19 protein-coding genes are annotated in these 19,866 nt (G+C 63.3%); 5 read left to right on the forward strand and 14 right to left on the reverse strand.

Annotated features, from left to right (window positions below):
• Positions 1 to 50: 50 nt before the first annotated feature.
• On the reverse strand, positions 51 to 1,046 hold the full coding sequence (locus ACQ4WS_RS01845) for a tetratricopeptide repeat protein (RefSeq protein WP_436473120.1): 996 nt from the start codon (positions 1,044 to 1,046) through the stop codon (positions 51 to 53).
• Entirely contained in the window at positions 1,043 to 1,864 is an 822-nt protein-coding gene (locus tag ACQ4WS_RS01850) for a tetratricopeptide repeat protein (protein ID WP_436473122.1), read from the reverse strand. The genes ACQ4WS_RS01845 and ACQ4WS_RS01850 overlap by 4 nt, the downstream gene beginning before the upstream one ends.
• 153 nt (positions 1,865 to 2,017) lie before the next feature.
• Here ACQ4WS_RS01850 and ACQ4WS_RS01855 point away from each other — a divergent pair, with 153 nt between their 5' ends.
• Positions 2,018 to 2,407 (forward strand): DUF1090 family protein, encoded by a 390-nt coding sequence (locus ACQ4WS_RS01855; protein ID WP_436473124.1) that lies wholly within the window; start codon positions 2,018 to 2,020, stop codon positions 2,405 to 2,407.
• Here ACQ4WS_RS01855 and mmsB read toward each other — a convergent pair.
• The 3 genes from mmsB to ACQ4WS_RS01870 form a co-directional block, all read right to left on the reverse strand.
• Positions 2,404 to 3,261: a 3-hydroxyisobutyrate dehydrogenase gene (mmsB, locus tag ACQ4WS_RS01860; RefSeq protein ID WP_436473169.1), complete on the reverse strand. Its 858-nt coding sequence runs from the start codon at positions 3,259 to 3,261 to the stop codon at positions 2,404 to 2,406. The genes ACQ4WS_RS01855 and mmsB overlap by 4 nt on opposite strands.
• 51 nt (positions 3,262 to 3,312) lie before the next feature.
• Positions 3,313 to 4,827, reverse strand: coding sequence for a CoA-acylating methylmalonate-semialdehyde dehydrogenase (locus ACQ4WS_RS01865; RefSeq protein ID WP_436473125.1), 1,515 nt, complete (start codon positions 4,825 to 4,827; stop codon positions 3,313 to 3,315).
• Positions 4,828 to 4,944: 117 nt separating this feature from the next.
• Positions 4,945 to 6,141, reverse strand: a complete 1,197-nt coding sequence (locus ACQ4WS_RS01870; RefSeq protein WP_436473171.1) for an ABC transporter substrate-binding protein — start codon at positions 6,139 to 6,141, stop codon at positions 4,945 to 4,947.
• Positions 6,142 to 6,283: 142 nt separating this feature from the next.
• On the opposite strand from ACQ4WS_RS01870, the gene ACQ4WS_RS01875 reads away from it, so the two are divergent.
• A complete protein-coding gene (locus ACQ4WS_RS01875; RefSeq protein ID WP_436473128.1) occupies positions 6,284 to 7,201 on the forward strand; it encodes a LysR family transcriptional regulator in 918 nt (305 codons plus the stop codon).
• Between the two features lie 41 nt (positions 7,202 to 7,242).
• Positions 7,243 to 7,773, forward strand: a complete 531-nt coding sequence (locus ACQ4WS_RS01880) for an isochorismatase family protein (protein ID WP_436473130.1) — start codon at positions 7,243 to 7,245, stop codon at positions 7,771 to 7,773.
• Positions 7,774 to 7,796: 23 nt separating this feature from the next.
• On the opposite strand, the gene ACQ4WS_RS01885 is transcribed toward ACQ4WS_RS01880, so the two are convergent.
• Positions 7,797 to 8,960 (reverse strand): acetyltransferase domain-containing protein, encoded by a 1,164-nt coding sequence (locus tag ACQ4WS_RS01885; RefSeq protein ID WP_436473132.1) that lies wholly within the window; start codon positions 8,958 to 8,960, stop codon positions 7,797 to 7,799.
• A gap of 135 nt (positions 8,961 to 9,095) precedes the next feature.
• Positions 9,096 to 11,183 carry a TonB-dependent siderophore receptor gene (locus ACQ4WS_RS01890; protein WP_436473134.1) on the reverse strand — a complete coding sequence of 696 codons (2,088 nt, stop codon included), beginning with the start codon at positions 11,181 to 11,183 and terminating at the stop codon, positions 9,096 to 9,098.
• A gap of 206 nt (positions 11,184 to 11,389) precedes the next feature.
• Between ACQ4WS_RS01890 and ACQ4WS_RS01895 the strand changes: the two genes are divergently transcribed.
• Entirely contained in the window at positions 11,390 to 11,713 is a 324-nt protein-coding gene (locus tag ACQ4WS_RS01895; RefSeq protein ID WP_436473135.1) for a tetratricopeptide repeat protein, read from the forward strand.
• 5 nt (positions 11,714 to 11,718) lie between these two features.
• Here the strand turns inward: ACQ4WS_RS01895 and bla are convergent, their stop codons facing one another.
• From bla to ACQ4WS_RS01930, 7 genes are all read right to left on the reverse strand, one after another.
• Entirely contained in the window at positions 11,719 to 12,660 is a 942-nt protein-coding gene (bla, locus tag ACQ4WS_RS01900; RefSeq protein WP_436473136.1) for a subclass B3 metallo-beta-lactamase, read from the reverse strand.
• A gap of 79 nt (positions 12,661 to 12,739) precedes the next feature.
• On the reverse strand, positions 12,740 to 14,497 hold the full coding sequence (locus ACQ4WS_RS01905) for a M56 family metallopeptidase (RefSeq protein ID WP_436473138.1): 1,758 nt from the start codon (positions 14,495 to 14,497) through the stop codon (positions 12,740 to 12,742).
• The gene (locus tag ACQ4WS_RS01910) at positions 14,494 to 14,886 is read right to left on the reverse strand and encodes a BlaI/MecI/CopY family transcriptional regulator (protein ID WP_436473140.1); all 393 of its coding nucleotides are present in this window, start codon (positions 14,884 to 14,886) and stop codon (positions 14,494 to 14,496) included. Before ACQ4WS_RS01910 ends, ACQ4WS_RS01905 begins: the two co-directional genes overlap by 4 nt.
• Before the next feature lie 63 nt (positions 14,887 to 14,949).
• Positions 14,950 to 15,756: a hypothetical protein gene (locus ACQ4WS_RS01915; protein ID WP_436473142.1), complete on the reverse strand. Its 807-nt coding sequence runs from the start codon at positions 15,754 to 15,756 to the stop codon at positions 14,950 to 14,952.
• Between the two features lie 238 nt (positions 15,757 to 15,994).
• Positions 15,995 to 17,341, reverse strand: a complete 1,347-nt coding sequence (locus ACQ4WS_RS01920) for a DUF3422 family protein (protein ID WP_436473144.1) — start codon at positions 17,339 to 17,341, stop codon at positions 15,995 to 15,997.
• A 122-nt stretch (positions 17,342 to 17,463) separates the two neighbouring features.
• The gene (locus tag ACQ4WS_RS01925) at positions 17,464 to 18,672 is read right to left on the reverse strand and encodes a multidrug effflux MFS transporter (protein WP_436473146.1); all 1,209 of its coding nucleotides are present in this window, start codon (positions 18,670 to 18,672) and stop codon (positions 17,464 to 17,466) included.
• Positions 18,669 to 19,328: a TetR/AcrR family transcriptional regulator gene (locus ACQ4WS_RS01930; protein WP_436473148.1), complete on the reverse strand. Its 660-nt coding sequence runs from the start codon at positions 19,326 to 19,328 to the stop codon at positions 18,669 to 18,671. The genes ACQ4WS_RS01925 and ACQ4WS_RS01930 overlap by 4 nt, the downstream gene beginning before the upstream one ends.
• A gap of 178 nt (positions 19,329 to 19,506) precedes the next feature.
• Between ACQ4WS_RS01930 and ACQ4WS_RS01935 the strand changes: the two genes are divergently transcribed.
• The coding region (locus ACQ4WS_RS01935) for a transposase domain-containing protein (RefSeq protein ID WP_436473150.1) at positions 19,507 to 19,866 on the forward strand (360 nt) is incomplete at its 3' end.

The raw sequence follows: 19,866 nt of genomic DNA on the forward strand, positions 1-19,866 counted from the left end.
TTGTTATCGATAACAATGATGATAGCATGCCGTTTTCACCCCGTCTCGGTCTACTTGGCCAGCCTGAGCTTTTCGCGCCACAGTGCCGCCTGCGCGGGGTCGGCCGCCTGTTCCAGCTCGCCCTTATCGTACACCCTGACCAGCCGTTCCATGGCTTCCGCGTCGCCCTGCTTCGCCGCCAGCAGGTACAGCGCGAAGGGCTTGGGCGCCGGCCCTTGCCGGGTTGGGCCGCCACGGCCCTGCTCCAGCAAGCGCGCAAAACCCGTCTGCCCCGGCGGGCTTTTGGCGATGGCCGCCATTTCATACCAGCCCAGGGCCGCCTCGTCGCTCTGCGGCACGCCCTGCCCCACTTCATACGAGTAGGCCACATTGTTCAAGCCGGGCGGGTCGAGCACCTTGGCCGCCTTCATGTACCAGCCAAATGCTTCCTTGCGCTGCGCCTCGTCTTTGGCCGTCATCATCAGACGGTAGCCGATGTCATTGTAGGCGTAAATAAAGCCGTTTTCGGCATAGTATTTGAGCCAGTGCAGCGCATGCGCCTGTTCTTCCGGGCTGCTGTGGATATTTTCGAAGTGCATGGCCAGCGTGAAGTTGGCCAGTTCCACGCCTTGCGCGGCGCCCTTGCGCGACCAGTATTCGCCCAGCTTGCGCTCGATTGCCATGCCCTGTCCCAGCGTATAGGCCACGCCCAGGAAAGCCTGCGCGGGGCCATAGCCGCCTTCGGCCGATTTTTTCATCCACGCCAGGCCGGCGTCGACGTCGCACGGCGTGCCCTCGCCGCCGTGCAGCATCTGCGCCAGTTCCAGCTGGGCGGCGCTGTCGCCCCCTTCGGCAGCGGCGCGCGTCTTCCCGAAGGCGGCGACCTTGTCTGGCGACAGGTCGGCCGGGTGGTTGATCACGGCCTGCACCCTTGCGCGCATGTCATCGAGGCCGGACATATCGAATTCGACCAGCGCCGGATGCTGGTGCGGCACTGGCTGGGCGACTGGTTGGGCCAGCACGGGCTGCGCCAGCGCCAAGGTCCATAGCAACATGATGGTCTTCATTTCTTTTCCTTTTCAGCCAGCTTGCCGCGCCATTCGGCCGCGTCGTCGGCATTCGCCTGCTGTCCCAGTTCGCCCTTGACATACACCTCGATCATGCGCCGCACGGCGGGCAGGTCGCCGCTCCATCCGGCCCGTTCGTACCAGACCAGGGCCCACTTGTCCGACGGCGCCACGCCCAGGCCCAGCTCATAGGCATGGGCGAGGTTGCGCATGCCGGCCGGCTGCTTTTCACGCGCCGATCGTTGATACCAGGTGTAGGCCTCGTTGCGCTGTGCATCGTCCGTGGCCGCCCGCATCAGGCGCTCGCCCAGCGCGTTATAGGCAGGAACAAAGTGCTGCTCTGCCGCCGCCTTCAGCCATTCGATGGCCAGCGCCTGTTCTTCGGCGCTGCTGTCGCCATTGATGAATTCCAGCGCCAAAATGGTTTGCGCCAGTGCGTCGCCTTGCGCCACGCCCTTGCGCAGCCAGTACTCGCCCTGTGCCCGGTCGATGGGCACCTTGCCGCCCACCGTGTAGGCCAGCCCCAGGTCTCCCTGCGCCGGCGCATAACCGCCTTCGGCCGACTTGCGTATCCAGGCCATCGACTGCGCCGTGTCTTGCGGCGCGCCGACGCCCAGCTGCAGCATGCGCGCCAGCGCCAGTTGGGCTTCCACGTCGCCGCCTTCGGCGCTGCGCCGGGTCTCGGCAAACTCGGCGATGCTTTCCGGGCTATGGGTAGTCACATCGGCCCGCGCCTTGATGGCGATCAGCTGCAGGTCGAGCAAGGTGGGCGAAGTTTGCGCCAGAACAGGCAGCGGCAATAGCAAAGGGATCAGCAAGAGGAATTTCCTGGGCATGCGACGGTGTCGGGAAGAAGAAAACACGCATGGTAGCCGATGCCCGGCCAGACAGGCGCGCACTGCAGGCGAAGTTTGACAGGGCACGCCTGCGGGCTTACATTGCATCAACTCAACCCCATACCCAGGAACGCCATGAACCGCCTTGCCACCACCGCCTTGTCCCTGCTGCTCGCCGCTGCCTCCGTGGGCGCCAGCGCCGCCGACACCCAGCTGGCCGGCTGCGCCGCCAAGCGCGAAAGCATCCGCAGCGAATTGCGCCAGGCGCAGGAACAGGGCCTGTCCAACAAGGTCGCGGGCCTGACGCGCGCGCTCAACGAAGTCAACGCCCACTGCCGCGACAGCAGCCTGGTCGAACGTCACAACAAGAAGATCGTCAAGGCGCAGGCCAAGGTGAACCAGACGGAGCGCTCGCTGCGCCTGGCCCAGGAAGCGAATAAAGAGCCGAAGAAAATCGCCAAGCTGGAAGGCAAGCTGGAAAAAGCCAGGGCCGACCTGGCGGCCCTGCAGGTGCAACAGCCCTAAGCTTTCTCGCCCAGCAGCTGATAAATGCTGGAAAAGTCCAGCGCCCCCGATCCCGCCTTGCTGTGCAAACTATATAAATTGCGCGACAGGGCGCCCAGCGGCACGGCCGCGCCGCTGGCCAAGGCGCTTTCCACGGCCAGGCCCAGGTCTTTCAGCATCAGGTCGACGCCAAAGCCCCCCGTGTAGCCGCGCGACGCGGGCACGTTCTCGGCCACACCCGGACACGGGTTGTACACGTCCAGGGTCCAGTTGCGGCCCGAGCTTTTCGCCATCACGTCCGACACCACCTTCGGATCCAGGCCATTGGCCACGCCCAGGCGTATCGCTTCGCTGGTGCCAATCATGAGTATGCCCAGCAGCATGTTGTTGCAGATCTTGACCGTCTGACCGCAACCCGAGCCGCCCGCGTGGAAAATCGCCTTGCCCATGATCTCCAGGTAAGGCCGCGCCGCCGCCAGCGCCGCTACTTCACCGCCCACCATGAAGGTCAGCGTGCCGTTGGTGGCGCCCGCCGTGCCGCCGGAGACAGGCGCGTCCAGCATGGGCATGCCCTTTTCCTGCGCCGCACGGCCCACCTGGCGCGCCGCCTCGGTGGAAATCGTCGAACAGTCGATCAGCAAGGTGCCCGGCCGCGCCTGCGCCAGGATGCCCGCTTCGCCAAGGTAGGCGCCGAGAACGTGGCGGCTGGCCGGCAGCATGGTGATGACGATGTCGGCCTGGCCTATCACCGCCGCCTGGTCATCGGACACCAGGCCGCCGCCATCGGCAAACTGGCGCACGCTGGCCGGCAGCAAGTCAAAACCCGTCACCGCATGGCCGGCCCGCACGAGGTTTTGCGCCATGGGCAAGCCCATGTTGCCCAGGCCGATGAAAACGATATTGGTGCTCACGCTCATCCTTGCCCCTTATTTCATCGAGATGGTGGTATTGACGCCGCTGCCGCCGTCGTCCGGGGCGAACCAGCGCGCCGTGACGGTCTTGGTCTGCGTCCAGAAGTACAAGGCTTGCTTGCCGTTCGGGCCCAGGTCGCCCAGTTTCGACGCGCGCGACCCCGTAAAACTGAAGTAGGCGACGGGCACGGGAATGGCCACGTTGATGCCCACCTGCCCCACGTCGATCTCGTTCTGGAACTTGCGCCCCGCCCAGCCAGACGAGGTGAAGATCGAGGTGCCGTTGCCGTTCGGGTTGGCGTTGATGAAGGCGATGGCCTGGTCCAGCGTTTCCGTCTCGACCACGCACATGGCCGGGCCAAAGATTTCCTGCGTATAGACGGAATTCGACGCTGCCACCTTCGAGAAAATCGTCGGCCCCATGAAGTTGCCGCTCTCGTAGCCCGCCACCTTGTGGCCACGGCCATCGAGCAGCAGTTGCGCGCCCTCGTCCACGCCCGACTGGATCAGTTTTTCCGCCCGCTGCATGGCCGCTTTCGAAACCATCGGTCCCAGGTCGGCATCGCGGTCGCTGCCCGGTCCCACTTTCAGCGCTTGCGAGCGGGCGACGATTTCCGGCAGCCAGGAACGCGCCTCACCCACCAGCACGACGACGGAATTGGCCATACAGCGCTGGCCGGCCGCACCGAAGGCCGCGCCGATCAGGTTATTGATCGCTTGCTCCTTGTTGGCGTCGGCCAGCACCACGCAATGGTTTTTCGCGCCCATCATCGATTGCGCGCGCTTGCCCGATTCGCTGGCGCGGCGGTACACATGCGTGCCCACATGGGTGGAGCCGATGAAGGACACGGCCTTGATGTCGGGATGGTCGCACAGCATGTTGACGACGTCGGCGCCGCCATGCACGACGTTCAGCACACCCGCAGGCAAGCCTGCCTGATACATCAGTTCGACCAGGTACATGGTCGATGACGGGTCCTGCTCCGATGGCTTCAAGACAAAAGTATTGCCGCAGGCGATAGCGATGGGGAACATGAAGCACGGCAGCATGACAGGGAAATTAAACGCCGTGATGCCGGCGCCCACGCCCAGCGGCTGGTAGATGTTGTAGACATCGACGCCCGTGGCCGCGTTTTCCGCGATCTCGCCCAGTTGCAGGGTGGCGATCGAACACGCGTGTTCCACCACTTCCAGGCCCCGCATCACCTCCCCTTCCGCGTCGGGCAGGGTCTTGCCATGTTCGCGCGTGATCAGTTCGGCCAGGGCGCCAATATTTTCGCGGATCAGGTGCTGATACTTGAGCATGATGCGCATGCGCGCGGCCAGCGGCGTATTGCGCCAAGTCTTGAACGCTTCCTTGGCCGTGGCGACGGCCAGATTGACTTCGTCTGGCGTGGAAAACGGCACCTTGGCGACGATTTCCTGCGTGGCCGGATTGACGACGTCGCGCCATTCGCTGCTGCTTGAAGCGTGGTGCTTGCCGCCGATGTACAGGGGGATGGCGGGGACTTGGGTGAGGGCTTGGTTCATGTGAGGCTCCGGAAAGTGTGGATATCAACCCAAGTGCAAAATCTGGGGTCGGACCCTGAGGGTCCGACCCCAGCCTTTCGCCGTTGGGGTGCTGATTTATTTCGTTAAGATTCCAGCCTATTTTTTGACCAGGTTGCACGCCGCCGCATCCATAGGCTTGAAGGCCTGGTCAGCGGGGATGGTGGACAGCACTTTCAGGTAGTCCCATGCGCCTTTCGATTCGGCCGGGGTCTTCACCTGCACCAGATACATGTCGTGGATGACGCGGCCATCGGGACGGATCGAGGCGTTGTTCATCACCGAATCCTTGATGGGCAACTGGCGCATTTTGTCGGCGACGATTTTCGAGTCGTCGCTTTTGGCCGCCGCCACCGATTTCAGGTAGTGGTAGACGCTCGAATACACGCCCGCCTGCACCATGGTCGGCTTGGCACCCTTGTTGAGCGCTTCAAAGCGTTTCGCGAACGCGCGGCTGCGCTCATCGAAATCCCAGTAAAAACCGTCCGCGTAGACCAGGCCCTGGGCCGTATCGAGCCCCAGCGCATGCACGTCGGAGAGGAACACGAGCAAGGCGGCCAGGCGCTGGTCCTTGCCGCTGCCGATGCGGAATTCGCGCGCCTGCTTGATGGCCGAGACGACGTCTGCGCCGCCGTTTGCCAACCCGATCACCTGCGCTTTCGAGCCTTGCGCCTGCACCAGGAAGGACGAGAAGTCCGAGGCATTCAGCGGGTGGCGCACGGCGCCCAGTACCGTGCCGCCATTGCGCTTGACGACATCGCTGGCGTCCTTTTCCAGCGAATGGCCAAACGCGTAATCGACGGTGACGAAGTACCAGGATTTCTGCCCCAGCTTGGTCAATGCCGCCGCCGTGCCGGCCGCCTGCGAATACGTGTCGAACATCCAGTGGAAGCCATTCGGCGAGCAATCCTCGTTCGTCAATCGTCCCGTGGCCGGGCCGCTGAACATGGCGATGCCGCCCTTCTCTTTCATCAGTTTTTGCACGGACAAGGCCACCGAGGAGTTGGTCAGGTCGGCGATGGCGTCGACCTTGTCGCGGTCTATCCATTCGCGCGCCTTGGAGGCGGCGATGTCGGCCTTGTTCAAGTGGTCGGCCGAGAGAATCTCGATCTTCATGCCCTTGCATTCGGCCTTCAAACAATCCTCGACGGCCATCTGGCTGGCGACGACGGAGCCGCGCCCGCCCATGGCCGAATACGGGCCGGACATGTCGGTCAGGATGCCCACCTTGACGACGCCATCGGAAATTTGCGCCTGCGCGCCGGTGAAAGACAGGGAAAGCGCCAGCGCGCCCATGGCCAGAACGGTTTTTTTCATGCGTGTCTCCAGGTGAACGGGTTTTCTTATATGTATATCTGCATTCTGCATGTGTAAAAATATGCACTCAAGTGAAATTAATGCATAATTCCTTTGCAAAAATGCACAGAGAGGGTTTGCCATGCTCGATTGGGACAATGTACGGGTCTTCCTGGAACTGACGCGCAGCGCAGGTCTCGTCGATGCGGCGAAAAAGCTGGGCATCGACCATTCCACCGTGTCGCGGCGCATGCGCAAGTTCGAGGAGCAGGTGGGTACGCAGCTGTTCGACCGCAACTACGTGGGCTACCAGCTGACGCCCGAAGGCCACCGCCTGATGGAATACGCGGAAACCATGGAAAGCACGGTGTTTGCCGCCACCGAGGAGCTGGGCGAACACAACCGATTGCTGTCGGGCCAGGTGCGCCTGGGCGCCACGGAAGGCTTCGGCGCCATCGTGCTGGCGCCTCACCTGGCGCAGTTTTGCGGGCACTATCCGCACATCAGCGTGGACCTGATCGCCGTGCCCCGCTTTGTCAGCCTGTCCAAGCGCGAGGCGGACGTGGCCATTTCCATCGAGCGCCCCCTGTCCGGCCCGTATGTGGTGACGAAGCTGTCCGACTACCGGCTGAAACTGTATGCCACCCCAAGCTACCTGGCGCGCCACGCGCCCATCACCAGCGTGGCGCAACTGGCGCAGCACCCCATCATCGGCTATGTGGACGACCTGGTCTTCAGTTCGGAGCTGCGCTACATGGATAACGTGGCGCCCGATTCCCTGCGCGCGTTTCGCAGCACCAGCGTGATCGCCCAGTACCACGCGGCGCGCGCGGGCCAGGCGCTGGCGATTTTGCCCTGCTTCGTGGCGCAGCAGTCGAACGAGCTGGTGCCCGTGCTCGATGGCGAGATCGACCTGCTGCGCGCTTTCTGGATGATCTCGCCCAGCGAGCGGCGCAACATCGCCCGGGTCAGCGCCCTGTGGAACTACCTGCGTACCGCCATCGACCTGAACCACGCCTACCTGATGGGCGAAACGGCCGCGCCCAGCTGGCCAGCCTGAGCGCGCTACACTGTCGCCATTGCTGATTAAAGGAGAATGCCATGCTGATGGATGCGAACCAGGCTGTTTTGGTCATTGTCGACCTGCAAGGCCGTTTGATGCCGGCCATCCACGATGCCGGCCTGGTGCTGGCACAGAACCTGCGCCTGGCAAAGATCGCCCGCCTGCTCGACGTGCCCGTGCTGGGCACGGAACAGAACCGCCAGGGACTGGGACCGAACGTGGAAGAGATCGCCGCCCTGTGCCAGCAAACCTTGCACAAGACGCATTTCGGCGCCTGTGCCGACGGTTTGCAGGCCATCCTGCCTGCGGGGCGCAGGCAAATCGTCGTCACGGGCTGCGAAGCCCATGTGTGCATGCTGCAGACAGCCATCGGCTTGCTGGAGCTGGGGTACGAGGTCATCATCGCCATCGATGCCGTCGGTTCGCGCCAGGCCGCCAGCCGCGATGCGGCACTGGCCCGTCTGGGCAAGCTGGGCGCGCAGCTGGTGACGGTGGAGATGCTGGCCTTCGAATGGTTGCGCGACTGCAAGCACCCGCGCTTCCGCGACGTGCTGGCGCTGATCAAATAACCATTCTCACGCAATAGACCAGCCTAGAAATAACGCACCCAGGCCTGCTTCGACGTGCGCTTGTAATTGGCAAACGCGCGGCAGGGAAAGTACAGCACGGGCATCAGGGCCAGCGCGATCAGCCACACTTGCCAGATATGCTCGACGCCATAGCGGCTACCGTGATTGGCGCCCAGCACGGCCGTCAAGGTGATGCCTGTCACCAGCAGCAGATACAGGTGCAGCAAATAGTAGAACATGGGCGCGCCGCCAAAGGTGGCGCAAGCCCGCGTGAACCAGTTATCGACGCTTTCCAGCCAGGCCAGGCCCAGCAAACCCAGGCCCAGGGTGAACAGCAAAAAGTCCAGCGACGGTGGATATTTTGTGAAGTTCAGCACGCTCATGGCCGTGCGCAAGGCCGTGTCGCCGGCCACCCACGGCAAGGTTTCACCATAAATATTGAAGCCGCGCAGCACGGCCAGCAGCAGCAAGCTGTCCGCGCCCAGCGCCAGCAGCAGGCGACGACGCCCCTCCGGTGAACGGCTGCGCGCATACAGGGGCCCGGCCGCATAGCCGAGCACAATCACGCCTATCCACGGCAGCAAGGGATAGCTGACCTTGATCTTCATGGCGCCATCGGCCACCAGGTAACCGCGTTGCAGCAGCACCGTCAGCGCGGAATAGGCAAAGCTGCCCTCTTCCGCGCGCAGGCCAGTCAGCAAGTGCTGGCCTGCGATAATCGCCACGCCCAGCACGACCAGCAGCGTCAAAGGCAAGCGGTGCAGCACGGCCAGCGCCATCATGGCCAGGCCGATGACCCAGATCACCTGCAGATACAGCACGGCCGGTGGAAACGCCCCGCTCCAGGCGAAATTGACGAACACCAGTTCCAGCACCACCAGCAGCAAGCCCCGCTTGAACAGGAAACCGCCAGCGCTGCGGGGGCCGGCGGCCGGATGCGCATACAGCCAGGCCGAGAGTCCCGTCAGGAAAACGAACATGGGCGCGCATACGTGGGCCGCCAGGCGCGTGAAGAACAGGGCCGGATCGACGTGGGCCGCATCCATCGGATCGCCGACCTGGTGGTGCAGGAAGACGGTTTCACGCACATGGTCGAACAGCATGATCAGCATGACGAGGCCGCGCAGTACGTCGATGACGGCGATGCGGGTGCGCAGGGTGGCGGGGGTAGTCAAGGAAATAGTCATTCGTTGATATATAAACTTTGGTGAGTCCATGGTGTTATTCACCCCACAGGCAAAAACTGGGGTCGGACCTTAAGGTCCGACCCCGGCCTTCCGCCTGTGGGTTGGGACGTGTATGACATGCAAACAGCACCACAGTTAAAACCTGTAATGCGCATTCAAAGTCACCGTGCGCTCGGCCCCCGGCGCCACCCACAGCTGGCTATAGGAACTGGCATAGTAGCTGCGGTTGAACAGATTATCCACGCTCAAAGCCAGGCGCAGTTTCACCGTCGGCGAATACGACGCCAGCAATCTGGCCGTCGTATAGGCCGGCAGGGTAAAGCTGCTGCTGACGGCGACGTCGCCAAGGCGCTCGCCCACATATTGCACACCGCCGCCCACGCTGGCCGTGCCCGTGGCCAGCGCAAATTGCTGCGTGGCCAGCAGGTTGGCACTGTGGCGCGGCACGTTGGCGAAGCGGCTGCCCGTCACTATCGTAGTGTCGCCGCGCGTGACGCTGGCGTCCGTATAAGCATACGCGCCCGAGACGCGCAAGCCGCGCGCCATTTCGCCCGACACGTCCAGCTCCAGGCCCCGGCTGTCCACCTCGCCCGCCGCGATGGCGAAGTCCGTGTTGGCGGGATTCGTCGTCAGCACATTGCTCTTGCGGATGTCGTACACGGCCACGGTGCCCGTCAGCTTGCCCGTTTCCAGCTTGGCGCCCAGTTCATACGAGCGGCTGCGCTCGGCCGGAAACGCCTGGTTGGCGATGCTGATGCCACTGTTGGGCCGGAAACCCTTGGCCGCGCTCGCATACAGCGACCACATTTTCGACGGCTGGTAGACGAGGCCCGCGCGGGGGCTGGTGGCCGACAGCGACTGGCGGTTGCTCACATTCAGGCGGTTGTTCGTCACGTCCTGCGTGTACGTATCGTGGCGCACGCCGACCAGCGCCTTCCATTGCGCGCCCAGGCCGACCTGATCCTGCGCATACAGGCCACGCGCCTGTTGCCCCTCCTGCGTGTCGATGGACAGGGCCAGCGGAGCGGCCTTGCCGCCATACACGGGATTGACAATGTCGATGGCATAGGCATTCGCGGCGGTGGGATTGCGCCGCAGCTGTACCCGGTGGTCGTCGAAGTGATAGGCGTCGACACCGGCCAGCACCTCGTGCGCCAGCGCGCCAGTCCTGAACTTGCCCAGCACCTCGACGCGCGCGGAGACATCGGTGGCCGAAAAATCGCGGTGGCGGCGCTGGCGGTTCAGGCTGCGGCCATCGGCCAGCAGCTTGTTCGCCTCGGTCGAATAGCCAGTCAATTCGCTTTCACGGTAAGAAGCGCCCGCCTGCAGCGTCCAGTCGTCTGACAGCGCATGGTGGATAAACAGCTGCTGGCCCAGCGACTTGACCGTCATGGAGCCATCGCCCGGTTCGCCCAGGAAGCGCGACACGGGGACAAGACCCAGCTGGCCATTCACGGCCACCACGCCACGGTCGAACGGCACACGCTGCCGCACTGCTTCGATTTCATATGACACGGTGGTGTGCTCGCCCAGCAGCCAGAGGAAGGAGGGAGAAAACAGGCTGCGTTCAACTTTCACCGTATCGCGGAAGCTGTGCCCTGCTTCATGCGCCGCGTTCAGGCGGTAAGCGATGCTGTCGCTCAAGGGCCCCGTCAAATCGACGGCGGCGCGGCGCGTCTGGAAACTGCCGAGGGAAACGTCGGCGGCGTATTCCGGCGCGAACTTCGGCTTTTTCGTCGTGATGTTCACCGTGCCACCCGGCTCGCCCCGGCCGTACAGGGCCGAGGCGGGGCCTTTCAGCACTTCCACGTTCTGCGTGTTGCCGGCGTCGCGCATGCCGTTGTAGCCCCGGCTGGAACTGAAACCGTTGACCATGTAGTCGGAACCGAAATTCGGGTCGCCCGTAAAGCCGCGCATGGCATAACTGTCCCACAAGCCGCCCAGCGGACTTTGCTTTGCGATGCCGCTGGCCAGATCCAGCGCGCCGGCCAGTGTCGTCACGCCCGCGTCGCGCAGCAGGTCGCCGGTCAGCACGCGCACGCTTTGCGGCAAATCCATCAGCAAGGCGTCCGTCTTGGTGGCGCCCGTGGCGGACAGGCTGCGGTAATGCTGGCGCTCGGCGCTGACGGTGACGACATCCGGCGCAGCGAGTCCGTCCGCCAGGGCCAGCGGACTGGCGGCGGCCAGCAGCAGCGCCATCGGACGCGGTAAAGAGAGGAGCATAGAGATTCCTGAAAGAGCATTAAATGCAAACGAATTGCATTATAAATGATAATCAAGTCTCATTAAAGCATTGCCTGCGGCACGGCACCACCCATGGGCAGAAAATCAGAGCATCAGCTGAGTACTGCAGGCCAGCGATAGTTTGCGAAGAAACGCCCCAGGCATTAATATGCAAGAATTAACTTGTATATTAATCTGGAGCCGGGATGCGTGAAAAACTGGAAAAACTGCTGGCGCAGGGGCGCGACAACGCCCTGCTGCGCTTTGGCCTGGGCGACGCCTGCCTGAAAGACCATGACGCCGAGCAAGCCGCCCTCCATCTGGCGCAGGCGACGCAACAGCAGCCTGGCTATTCCGCCGCCTGGAAACTGCTGGGCAAGGCCTTGCACCAATTGACCCGGCTGGACGAAGCGCAGGCCGCCTGGACCACGGGCGTGACTGTGGCCCAGCAGCAAGGCGACCTGCAAGCCGTCAAGGAAATGACGGTGTTCCTGAAACGCCTGCAAAAACAGCAGCAGGCGGCAGCGTAAAACGGCTAATGCGCGTGCGCGTCGCCCTTGGCATCGGCCGGTGCCGCCTCGCCCCGCTCCTTCGCCAAACGCTTGGCCAGCAAGCCACCCGCTTCAGCCGCATAGGCGCGGCAGGCGTTGGCGTCGATCAGGGGATTGCTTGTAGCGCTGCGCCTGGCGGCCTTTCCCAGCACGTCCGTCGTGCCCGGATGCACGGGAATGATGATGTCGCATGGCAAGGCAGCCACCTTGGCGATGCTCGCTTCGAACGAGGCCGAAACGTCAGGCGAGCCGCCCTTGCCCGCGCCTTTGCCCGTATAGCGGAAATCGCCGCTGGCATACGGGTTCAGGCTGTCCGCATACACCACGTTCAGGCAGCGCGTGTCTTCGCACGAGGTCCAGGTCCACGTCGTGCCGCCGGGCGTGTGGCCCGGCGTCATGTGGGCCGTCAAGGTCACAGGGCCCAGCTTGACGGTATCGCCCTCGCCCACCAGGCTGACCTTGCTCACCTTGGCGACGTGCACGACGGGATTGGCCTGGTATTGCGGATCATCCTTGCCATTGGTGCCGCTTTGCAGCGCCGGGGCGGCCGCTGCGCTGGCCATCACGGTGGCACCGCTGGCCCGTTGCAGTGCGGCAATGCCGCCCGCATGGTCCCAATGGGCGTGCGAATTGAGGATGTATTTCACATCCTCAATGCGAAAGCCCAGCGCCTGGATATTTGCGATGATCAAGGGCGCCGATTGGGGCAGCGCGCCGTCGAGCAGGATATGGCCCTGCGGGCTCGTCACCAGCACGGCCGACAGCCCGGCCGTACCCACATACCAGCTATTGCCATGGATATTGAATGGCTTGACGGGCGCATTCCATTCCTTGCAATTGTCACAATTAACCGGTTTATCCTGCAGCGGGGCCGGCGTTTTTGCCTGCACCGTGCTTGCCGCCATGGTCGCAACCGTAGCCAGCATCAACTTCGCCAATAGTGTCATCTTCATCTCCAGAGTGTAAAAAGAAGGGCGCCCGCACTGGCGCGCCCGGGGGGGGGTATCAGTGCATGCGGCCAGTCCTGTCGGCCAGGGTGTCGCGGATGTGTCCGGCGTCGAGCGAGCGCCGCTGCGCGCCGTCGGCGTCCAGCAACACCACGGTGACGTGCTTGCCGCCGCTGCGCATGCGCATCGTCAGACAGCTGCCGGCCTCATTGCTGCTGCCCGTCTTGGACAGCAAAATGTCCCAGCCCTTGCCGCCCACCAGCGGGTTGGTGTTATGCAAGGTGCGCGTCTTGCCATTGACGGCCACGTTCGCTTGCGGATGGCTGGTGATGCGCGCGATGTCCGGATAGCGCGCGGCCGCCGCGACGATCTTCGCCACCTCGCTGGCCGTGGACGTATTCGCGGGCGAACTGCCGACCGGGTCCAGCAAGGTAGTGCGGTGCAAGCCCAGGTGGCGGATCTTCGCCTGGAGTGCCTGCTGAAACGCCGCGCTGCCGCCCGGATAGGTACGCGCCAACGCGGCGGCGGCGCGGTTTTCGGATGGCAGCAGCGCCAGTTGCAACAGCGCGCCGCGCGACACGGCCACGCCATCGGCCAGCAGGCTGTGGCGCTGCAGCGAAGCATCCCCATCGGCGCGCACGATGCGCAGCTGTTCATCGGGATCGAGTCCCGCGTCCAGCACCACCATGGCCGTCATCAGCTTGGTGATCGAGGCGATCGGCACGACGGCGTCCGCATCCTTCGCCATCAGCACCTTGCCGCTGGCGTCATCGAATACCAGCATGTGTTTCGCGCTGACGGGCAAGGCCAGCATCGCGGCGGCAGCCTCGGCCAGCACCGCCCCGTTGACGGCAGGCTTGCCCGGCACCTGCAGCAGCAAGGTGGCGCAAGCCAGCAGCAAGGCGGGCACGGCCAGTTTCCAGCCGGCCGTATCAAGGCCGGGCGCCATCAGGCGTTCGATGCGGGTGAGCAACGCCCCGCCCCGTGCCGACATCAGCAAGCCGGAATGCTGCGGCACAGCCGTGTGCAGGGACAGCGCATGCAACGCCGTGGCCAGCCGCTGCGGGTCCTGCAGCCCATGCGCGGCCAGGGCATCAGCCACCTGTTCCCGTTCGGCCCGCATGCGCGCTGACAACCACCAGACGACGGGGTGAAAAAACAGCAGCGCCTCGGCCACGCTTTGCAACAGGTTGACCAGGTAATCCCAGCGCCGCACGTGCGCCAGTTCATGCGCCAGCAGCGCTTCGAGCAAGGCGACGGGCATGCCGCTCAGCAAGGCGGCCGGCAGCAGGATGACGGGACGCCAGAAGCCCACCGTGACGGGGCTGCTCAGTCCCGCATGCAGCTTCAGCGGCGGCCGCCCGCGCAAGCCCATGCGCAGCGCCAGCGCATCGAGGCGCGCCTGCCAGATGGCGGGGGCAGCCACGGCCTGGCGGCGCAGCTTGCCGACCCAGGCCAGGCCCAGGCACAGGCGCAAGCTCATCAAACCAACGCCCGCGCTCCAGGCCAGCACCAGGGCCGGCATCCACGCTTGCAGCGCGGCACGCCAGGCGGGCGGCGCGTCCACCGGCAACTGGGCCAGCGAGGTGCCGGACAACAGAGACAGCAGGTGAAGCGAGGGAATGCACAGGCACAGCAGCAGCGCCAGCGCGCAGACGGCATAGCGCCAGCGCGCGCTGGCGTGGCGCAGCAGCCAGAGCAGGACAGCGGAGACGGTGCCGACGATCAAGCCCTGCCAGATAAAATACAGCAAGACCCAGCCCAGTGCAGGGACCAGCTTGCCCAACTCTATGCCCAAGCGCATGTCCAGGTTCATGGCGCCTTGCCATCCTTGCTGCGCAGGATTTTTTCAATTTCCAGGCGTTCCGCATCGCTCACGTGCTCGCGCAACGCCGTCAGCACCAGCGCCTTGCCGGAACCCGAAAACACCTTGCCGATCAAGTCCTTGAGCAAACTCGTTTGCAGCTTTTCCTGCGCTTCGACGGCGGCATACAGCTGCGGCCGCTGGCTTTCATCGCGGCTCAGCAAGCCCTTGCCATGCATCAGTTGCAACTGGCGCAGCACGGTGGCGTAGCTGGCATCGGCACGCTCAGCAGCCAGGGCCTCATACACGGCGCGGGCGTCGGACGGACCGCGCCGCCACAGGATGCGCAGCAAGTCCAGCTCGGCGGCGGTGGGATGGGGAGTGGAGGTATTTTTTAACATGCAGCTAGAATACCCATTCTAGAACCTCATGTCTAGAACTTTTTTTCTAGAGTGTGAAAGCGGCTAAAATTCGCGCAAGCGGTCGAACAAGTCCAGCAAGGCTGCCTCATCGACGAGTGCCGCTCCCTGCCCACCCAGTTGCCCGCCGAGCTGTGCCAGCAGTTCCGCCAGCACCGTGTAGATTTCCTCGCGCTCGACCGTTTCGATGATGCTCGTCCGACACTCGATCTTGTTGAATTCATCCACATAGGCGGTGACCATCGCCTCCAGCGCGGCGGCGGCCGCCGTCACCTCCATGGCGCTATCGATGCTGCGCGTCACGGCCAGCATGTTCTTGTAGGTCAGCGCCGCCTTTTTCGCATGCGCGGGGGAAATATGCTCGCGGCCATCCCAGTCGCGCAAGGGATTGAGCAGGTGTTCAGCCAGCCATTCCGGCTTGGGCGGCTTGCTAATGTACAGTTCCAGTCCCTGCGCCGCCGCCGGCTTGACGTTGGCCTTGATGGCCTTGGCCGCGTCGTCCGGCAGGCTATTCATCCACAAGGTGGAAAGCTCTGGCACTTGAGCGGCGCACGTCTGCAACTGTTTCAGTTGCGCAGTGGCGGGCAGATGCGTGACCATGCCCGGCTTGCCCCAGATGCGCAACTGCCGCAGCCCGGCTGGCGGCGCCCTGCGCAAGGCCAGGGAAAGCAGAACCTTGTTGAGCTTCAAGTATGTGACGCCTGCCATGTGCACGTTCAGGCGCGCCAGATTGCCTTGGCTGAAATCGAGCTCGCTGACGGTGGACGATTGCCAGCTCAGTTCATGAAGGAAGGCATGCCGGACAACATACTCCATCAGTTCACGCGTGCCGTGGCGGGTGGCGAGGCGCATCAGCCGTGGCAATCGATCCTGGACGTATATGGCGGCAATAATTGTCCGCCAACCATGGCATCATCGTCACCGACAGGTGCATTGAATTGCTGTTGCCTGGCTTCATCGACAAGCGTGCGCTTAGAAACATATTCACTAACAACATCGGCAACATCCGCTGACACTCTGCTTCCATTCAACAACACCTGACGGTCGAATGTTGAAACATGGCAAATTTTCAGCGCCCCTGTCGTTCGGCTCAGTCCACGTGCAGCTTGTGATGCATGCGGCGCAGGCCCAGCCAGACGCCGGCCGCCACGAAGGGCACCAGGGCGCCGACGAGGATTTCCGGGTTCACGGGCAAGCCCATTACCTTGGCCGCCTTGCCCGTGTAGCTGAACAGGCCGATCACGTAATACGAAATGGCCGCCACCGACAAGCCTTCCACCGCTTGCTGCAAGCGCAGCTGCTGCGCCGCGCGGGCGTTCATCGATTGCAGGATTTGCCGGTTCTGCAATTCCTGCACGATGCCCACACGCGTGCGCAGCAAGTCATTCGTGTTGGCGATGCGTTGCGCCATCGCTTCCTGGCGGCTGGCCATCGCTTCGCAGGTGTTCATGGCGGGCGTCAAACGGCGGTCCATGAATTCCTCGACCGTGGGAATGCCTTCGATACGCACTTCGCGCAACTCCTCGATGCGCGCCTTGACCAGGCCCATGTAGGCTTTCGAGGCGGAAAAACGGTAGCTATTGTCGAGTGACAGCTTTTCAATGCGGGCCGCCAGGCGCGTGATACGGTCGAGCAAGGCTTGCTCGGCAACGCCCTCGTCCGCCTTGGCCAGACCCGGTGCGTCATCCGTGTCGACCATGGCGGCGGCCAGGGTCGCCAGTTCGTTTTCGATGGCGTTCAAGGATGGCGCCGCCTGCATGGCGTAGGGCAAGCCCAATAAAGCCATCATGCGGTAGGTTTCGATTTCCAGCACGCGCTGCACCAAACGACCCGACTGCTGCGAGCGCATGCCCGCATCGCGGATGACGAAACGGCTGAAGCCGTCCGACTGGATGGTGAAATCCGTCCACAATTCGCCGCCCTGCAGCACCTTGCTGCCGGCCAGGGTATTGCCTTCAAACACGTGCGACAAGCCCTGCATGAAGATTTCGGCCGGTTCAGTTGCTTGCTCCAGCACCACGTGGGCCGCCACCATCAGCTTGCCCTTCAAGCCCACCAGCCACTGCTGCGGCAATTGCTCCAGCGGCATGCGCTCGAACGCCTGCGCCAAAGGCAAGGCGGCGGCCGGATGCTCGGCAAAGGTAAACGTGGCAAATTCCGTGTGGCATTCCCATTTCAGGCGGAAGCGGCCAAAGTCGTAATAAAAATACTTGGCTTCGGCAGCGGGCGGCGTGACGCCGAAATGCGTGCACAGGGCCGCCAGAGTGGCGTGCTGGGCCGCCATATTCGACGCGCCCGGCGCTCCGCTGTCATCTTTATATACGGCCAGATGGGTGATCAGCTCGGGGGCATCGAGCTGCAAAAACGGCCGCGAGTGGATTTCCGCAGCCAGCGGCACGCGCAAGGCGTGGTTCAAACTGGAGTTAATCAAGTGCATGATAGCCAAAGGTAAAGTTGCAAAACTGCTTAGACCCGCGCGCGTGCTATGGCGCCTGCGGCACGGGTCTGATTGTCACAGTGTAACAAAGCAGGAAGCATGCCACTCTTTTCCAAGGTCAATCATGTTGTTTTGATAATTGCAGATGCGCCCTGTCCCGCCGCCTGGCGGCTGCCCAGCCACCAGAACACGGCGGCCAGCGCCACGGCCGAAGCCTGTCCTAGCGCCAGCTTGAAGGCGCTGTCGAACAGCAAGGGTGCGACAAAACCGGACACCAGCGCAAACACCAGCATTTGCACGAAGTTTTGCAAGGAGGCGGCCAGGCCCCGCATCTGCGGGAAAATGTCCAGCGTCGACATGGTCATGCCCGGCAAGGCCAGCGACATGCCGAAGGCGTACAGCATCACGGGCACGACGGCGAACGGGATGCTGGCCGCGAACCAGTGGTTGTAGCCGATATTGAGCGCGCCCGTGGCCGCCATGGCCAGCAAGCCCCAGCGCACCAGCACGGTGCTTTTCACCGCATGCGCGAGCTTGCCCGACAGTGCCGAGCCCAGCACCAGGCCGGCCACCATGGGGATGAACATCCAGCCGAAGGCCGTTTCCGGCAGGCGCAGCAATTCCAGGATGAAATGCGGTGCCGACGCGATGTACAGGGCGAAGCCGCCAAAGGCAAAGGCCACGGCCAGCGAACGCAGCAAGAACGCCTGGTGGCGCAGGGCCAGCCAGTAATTGCGTGCGATGTTGCCTGGATGAAAAGGCTGGCGTTGTTCGACGGATAAACTTTCCGGCAAGCCTTTCAGGCACGCCAGCGCCAGCAGCACCGTGACGGAAAAAGTGAACACGAACGTCGATTGCCAGCCATACGCCACATGCAGCCAGCCGCCGATGATGGGGGCGATGGCGGGCGCGATGCCGAACACCATCATGATGTTGGCCAGCATCTTTTGCGCGGCCGCGCCCGACAAGCTATCGCGCACGATGGCTTGCCCGATGACCCTGCCCGCACCCGCCGAGGCGCCCTGCATGCCACGGAAGAACAGTAGCCAGCCAAAGCTGGGCGCAAACGCGGCGCCGATGGAGCCCACGGCGAAGATCAGGAGCGAGGCGAGAATCACGGGACGGCGGCCAAAGGAGTCGGACAAGGTGCCGTAGAACAAGGTCATGAAGGCATAGGCGGCCAGGTAGACGCTCAGGGTCTGCTGCACCAGCACGCTGCTGACGTCGAAATGCGTGCCGATCGCGGGAAACGATGGCAGAAAGGTGTCCGTGGCGAACGGGCCCAGCATGGCCAAGCCGGCCAGCACCAGGGTCAGGTTGCGCGCCTTCATGCATTCACCTGCACATCGTCAAACTGGCGGCGCAAGCCTTCCAGGGCCGCCAGCGAGAATTGCGACACATGGCGCGCGATACTGGCGATGCCCGCCTCGTCATAGGTCATTTCCGGCGCCACCAGTTCATGCACGATGCGCGAACGGGCATAGAACACGGCCTGGCCGATCACGCTGAACACGCATTTCTGCACCACGTCCGCCGGCATGGCGTCGCCTACCACGGCACGGATCAAGCTAGTGAACAAGGCGTGCTGCGGACGCACATTGCGCTCCGCCAGTTTGTGGATGGCGGCCGTCGGCTCGATCAGTTCGCGCGCCACCAGGCGGCTGAACAGGGACGCGGAACCCGAGCGCAGCATGTCGGAGACGAGCGCTTCGATGGCCAGGCGCAACTGTTCCACGGGCGGCAACTGCGCCCGCGCGCTGGCGGCCGCCACGTCGGCGGCCGAGGCCCGCGCCAGCGCGCGCGCATGGTCGAAGGCGGCCAGGTGCAGCTCTTCCTTGCTATGAAAATAATAATTTACCATCGCCACATTGACGTGGGCCGCCTCGCAGATACGGCGTACGGACGCGAGCTTGTAGCCTTCGTCGGCAAACAGTTGGACCGCCGCCTGCAGGATGCGCGTGCGCGCTGATTCGACTTCTTCTGTCATGCCACTCCCATCATTTAAACAGTTGTTTAATATTGCCCAGCATTGTATCAAACAGCTGTTTAATTTTCAAATCAACGCAAAAAAGCCCGGCGAACCGGTAATGCCGTTCAGTTAAGACTGAACGGCATTTTTATTTGGGGCTTGTAAACGTCAGTGTCTGCTGTTAACCTGCCTGGCTATGCTCGACGATACTCTCCACTTTCTTGCCAACCACCTTGAAGCACCTGACTGGCGCCGGCTGGGCGAACACTTGCCGGTCGAGTGGATTGAGCAAGCCGTGCAGCGCACTGATGCAACGAGCATCCGCCATCGTCGCCTACCGGCCGAACAGGTAGTCTGGCTGATGGTGGCATTGGCGCTCTATCGTCACAAGTCCATTAGTGAGGTCCTCGATGACCTCGGCTTGGCCGTCCCAGATGCACAGACTCCTTTTGTCAGCAAGAGCGCGGCTGCCCAGGCGCGCCAGCGCCTCGGCTCAGACCCGTTGAAGTGGCTGTTCGACCACTCGGCACAGCATTGGTGCGGCCAGGATCGTCGC

This window comes from Janthinobacterium leeuwenhoeki (assembly GCF_051380795.1).
Taxonomy (GTDB): Bacteria; Pseudomonadota; Gammaproteobacteria; order Burkholderiales; family Burkholderiaceae_D; genus Janthinobacterium.

Bases quoted from the DNA above. Each gene is read 5' to 3' on its own strand.
- mmsB (WP_436473169.1), bottom strand. From the start codon at position 3,261: ATGGGCTTGCCCATGGCGCAAAACCTCGTGCGGGCCGGCCATGCGGTG.
- ACQ4WS_RS01885 (WP_436473132.1), bottom strand. From the start codon at position 8,960: ATGACTATTTCCTTGACTACCCCCGCCACCCTGCGCACCCGCATCGCC.
- ACQ4WS_RS01875 (WP_436473128.1), top strand. From the start codon at position 6,284: ATGCTCGATTGGGACAATGTACGGGTCTTCCTGGAACTGACGCGCAGC.
- ACQ4WS_RS01855 (WP_436473124.1), top strand. From the start codon at position 2,018: ATGAACCGCCTTGCCACCACCGCCTTGTCCCTGCTGCTCGCCGCTGCC.
- ACQ4WS_RS01880 (WP_436473130.1), top strand. From the start codon at position 7,243: ATGCTGATGGATGCGAACCAGGCTGTTTTGGTCATTGTCGACCTGCAA.
- ACQ4WS_RS01845 (WP_436473120.1), bottom strand. From the start codon at position 1,046: ATGAAGACCATCATGTTGCTATGGACCTTGGCGCTGGCGCAGCCCGTG.
- ACQ4WS_RS01895 (WP_436473135.1), top strand. From the start codon at position 11,390: ATGCGTGAAAAACTGGAAAAACTGCTGGCGCAGGGGCGCGACAACGCC.
- ACQ4WS_RS01870 (WP_436473171.1), bottom strand. From the start codon at position 6,141: ATGGGCGCGCTGGCGCTTTCCCTGTCTTTCACCGGCGCGCAGGCGCAA.
- ACQ4WS_RS01925 (WP_436473146.1), bottom strand. From the start codon at position 18,672: ATGAAGGCGCGCAACCTGACCCTGGTGCTGGCCGGCTTGGCCATGCTG.
- ACQ4WS_RS01930 (WP_436473148.1), bottom strand. From the start codon at position 19,328: ATGACAGAAGAAGTCGAATCAGCGCGCACGCGCATCCTGCAGGCGGCG.
- ACQ4WS_RS01865 (WP_436473125.1), bottom strand. From the start codon at position 4,827: ATGAACCAAGCCCTCACCCAAGTCCCCGCCATCCCCCTGTACATCGGC.
- ACQ4WS_RS01890 (WP_436473134.1), bottom strand. From the start codon at position 11,183: ATGCTCCTCTCTTTACCGCGTCCGATGGCGCTGCTGCTGGCCGCCGCC.
- ACQ4WS_RS01905 (WP_436473138.1), bottom strand. From the start codon at position 14,497: ATGAACCTGGACATGCGCTTGGGCATAGAGTTGGGCAAGCTGGTCCCT.
- ACQ4WS_RS01915 (WP_436473142.1), bottom strand. From the start codon at position 15,756: ATGCGCCTCGCCACCCGCCACGGCACGCGTGAACTGATGGAGTATGTT.
- ACQ4WS_RS01910 (WP_436473140.1), bottom strand. From the start codon at position 14,886: ATGTTAAAAAATACCTCCACTCCCCATCCCACCGCCGCCGAGCTGGAC.
- bla (WP_436473136.1), bottom strand. From the start codon at position 12,660: ATGCTGGCTACGGTTGCGACCATGGCGGCAAGCACGGTGCAGGCAAAA.
- ACQ4WS_RS01920 (WP_436473144.1), bottom strand. From the start codon at position 17,341: ATGCACTTGATTAACTCCAGTTTGAACCACGCCTTGCGCGTGCCGCTG.